Here is a 2,969-nt window from a genome sequence, read left to right as displayed (position 1 = left end):
GGTGAGTGACAATAGTGCTGTATCCTCTAGGGGTCTTCCAACCCCACTTGTTAGACCAAACAAAATGCTCGTCTCTGTGACCTGCAGGTCTTGGAATGGTTGCACCAGATCCATGTGGTCTCTGGTTTACAAAATCTTTCCACGGCTCTGGAGAGTTCCACTCAATACTAAGTGATCCATCTTCTTTTTTTCCTACATAAATGTCAAAGGGGGTTACTAGGAGATATCCTGCTGTAATAATATCTAAAAAAGGCATACAAGTTTTTAAGCCAGCACTAGTTTCCTTACTACCTTTTTCTACATAAAAAGTTTCTCCATCTTTATACCATTGTGGAATCATTTTTTTTGCAGGAACTGGAACATTTAAAGGATAGGTTTTATCTTCACATGTAAAGCGAATAAATTTCATTTTTTATTAAATCTCTCTAGTAAGAAAACGTGTCAGTTTCTGGATCGTAGGCTGGTCTTGTAAAAGTTTTTGTTTCTGGGTCATACTTCCAACCAACTTGAGCTTCTCCACGACCAACCCTAACATAAACTGGTTGGGACAAAAGCAATGCTGCCTGTTGACCATCAAGATTTTGTACCTGATAAACAATGCCGTCTACGATGGTTGCTACGTTAAATGGAGTAGGTTCCTTTTCTGGATAAGGTGGCTTAAGCTGTGGTGGTTGTTCATCTAACATTTTTTATCCTTTAAATCTTCTCAATAGTAATTTCATCTATTTCATACCCTTGGCTTGTAGGGGACGGTGATACAATTATACCATAATATGACGTAAGTGCAACCCCTACTGGAGTATATACTAAATCGCTTCCAATTTGGGATGTAAGGTCTGCATTTGCATAAGGCTTAATTGTTATTTCAGAGCCGCTTGTAGTTATTTGCATTGAGTTTACGGTTGATGTTCCAAGGGCAGAAACTACCCACCTAGTTAATTCCGAAACAGTTCCTGCAACAGACTTTATAACTCTAACATATGCTGGGAAACAGGTACTGCAGTTGCAACTAACGGTACTAAAAGTTGTGCATGAATAAGCTGTGCAAGTATATGCTGCACAGTTGTATGCTCCAGAGCAAAAGCCTCCAGTACAAGTGTTATAAACACCAGTTCCAGTTTGTGGATTAAAGTTTCCTGGAGTAAACCCTGGTGCATTAAAATTTTGATTATTTCCAGTGTATGCATTTCTATTTCCCCCACCAACAGGGTTCCAGTTAGCAGTGCTTGATGCTCTGCAGTATCTATTTCCTGTTCTATCGCATTGCCATGCTACACAAGGACGAGAAAAGTTTCTGGTGTTCCAAGCTTGACAAGAAAATCTATTTGGGTTGGTGTTTTTCCAAAGCCTACAGTTTCCTCCACCAGTTTGAACGGGCTCACCAAGTTGAGAACATGGAGAACCAGAATTACAGTTTCCTGTATTCCAAGCATTACAGTTATAGTTATTTGGATTTCCTCCAGTAGTTGGATTTATATTTCCACCACCAGTAGCTCCGTTCCAAATGCCAGTTGCGTTAGCTGGATTAGTGGTTCCTGGATTTTGATTACTTACATTGTAATTTTGATTTTGAGCAGTATTGCAAGCTCCAGCAATACAGTTTCCAGGGGTTGAACAGTTTCCAGCAGTACAATTTCCTGCATTACAAACTTGACAAGTATCGCAAAGACAATTTTCTCCATTGTCAATTCCTGTTACAACTGCCCACCAATCACCAGTTTCTGAAATCCAAAGGGCTGCACCTGATCCAGGAGTAGTTCCTTTTAAAGTAATAACTACGTCTTGGTCAAGGGGGGAGTCTGGCATTGAAATAGATGCAATTGGGTATGTACTGGCTGCAGAAGTTGCTTTGGCTTTATTTCCAAAAATAGTAAATACTCCACTAAGGGCATTCCAACGACTTCCGTCCGTTGCTTTTCCTAAAGAAGTTCCATCATCAGATCTATTAAAATTATCTACGAATACATTGCGGACTGATGATGCAATTGTTGATAAATTTTTAAACAGGAACATAGTTTATACCGTCAAATCTCCAATTAAAGCCCAAGTATTAGTAGCTCTTTTTACTAAACTTGCAGCAGACCATTGTGCTCTTAGTTTAGCTCCAGGAGTAGCGTTTACGGTCACACCAACTGCTCCAGAGACTGTTGTTTGTCCAGCACCAGTTTGAAGCACTGATATTTGAGTGCCTATTGGATAGGCTACAGATGAATTTAAAGGGATTTCAAGCGTGTTGCCCACTCCAGTAGAGGTATTCATTTCAATCATCTTACCGTCATCTGCTAAAACTAACGTATACTTATAAGTGTTTCCAGCATTTAGAGTTGGAGCATTTGTATCAATATGTGAGACAACATTTCCAGCAGAATAAACCGTTCCAGTAAAAGATGGAGCATTTAAAAGTGCATAGTTGCTTAGTGTAATTGTTGCCCATGAAGCAGTAGTTCCATCAGTTGTTAGATATTTTCCTGAATTTGAAGACTGTGATGGAAGAGCATCTAAGGTAGCCCATTCAATTGTAGTTCCAGCAGAATTGACTTTAAGTACTTGGTTTGGCTGCCCAAGCAATCCATCAACAAGGGTTTCTCCAAATACGTTAACGTCATCTAGTACGGTTACGTCATTATTGGCTAGTAAAGAATCTACTGTCAATGGCTCAGTAGAGTAAAGGTGGTTTAGTTTGTTAAGTCCCACGTTTTCCTCCTACTATGCTTGGGCTTCGGTCCAAGAAAGCCTTCCGTTAATTGTCGCACTGGATACACCAGAACCAGAAAGGTTTCTGATTGCTATTGTTACAATGTCTGGTCCATCTGGGAAAACATTAAGTTCTGTAGTAGAGGCAGTATTAGTTGTACCTCCACCAAGAATTGAGTTTCCAAGATCTCTAACAATTCCAAGATCTTGCTGAACAACGCTTGCTTCACCAGACTGAGTAGATACAAAGAATGAGAAGATTGGCTCTCCACCAA

General features: G+C 39.9%; 5 protein-coding genes. All 5 read right to left on the bottom strand.

The window, feature by feature from the left end:
• Positions 1-409: hypothetical protein (locus ACIQ0Q_RS09845; RefSeq protein ID WP_395772759.1), on the bottom strand; the 409-nt coding region annotated here is incomplete at its 3' end.
• A 16-nt stretch (positions 410-425) separates the two neighbouring features.
• Positions 426-686 (bottom strand): hypothetical protein, encoded by a 261-nt coding sequence (locus ACIQ0Q_RS09840; RefSeq protein WP_395772758.1) that lies wholly within the window; start codon positions 684-686, stop codon positions 426-428.
• 10 nt (positions 687-696) lie between these two features.
• Complete coding sequence (locus ACIQ0Q_RS09835; RefSeq protein WP_395772757.1) at positions 697-2,013, bottom strand: hypothetical protein; 1,317 nt, start codon at positions 2,011-2,013, stop codon at positions 697-699.
• Between the two features lie 3 nt (positions 2,014-2,016).
• Positions 2,017-2,694 carry a hypothetical protein gene (locus tag ACIQ0Q_RS09830; protein ID WP_395772756.1) on the bottom strand — a complete coding sequence of 226 codons (678 nt, stop codon included), beginning with the start codon at positions 2,692-2,694 and terminating at the stop codon, positions 2,017-2,019.
• Positions 2,695-2,706: 12 nt separating this feature from the next.
• On the bottom strand, positions 2,707-2,969 hold a 263-nt coding region (locus tag ACIQ0Q_RS09825), incomplete at its 5' end, for a hypothetical protein (protein WP_395772755.1).

The organism is Arenimonas sp. (genome assembly GCF_044348765.1).
Classification (GTDB): Bacteria; Pseudomonadota; Gammaproteobacteria; order Xanthomonadales; family Xanthomonadaceae; genus Arenimonas.
Note: the sequence above shows the minus strand (reverse complement) of the source record. Positions and strands in the feature narration are given on the sequence as shown.

Bases quoted from the DNA above. Each gene is read 5' to 3' on its own strand.
- ACIQ0Q_RS09835 (WP_395772757.1), bottom strand. From the start codon at position 2,013: ATGTTCCTGTTTAAAAATTTATCAACAATTGCATCATCAGTCCGCAAT.
- ACIQ0Q_RS09840 (WP_395772758.1), bottom strand. From the start codon at position 686: ATGTTAGATGAACAACCACCACAGCTTAAGCCACCTTATCCAGAAAAG.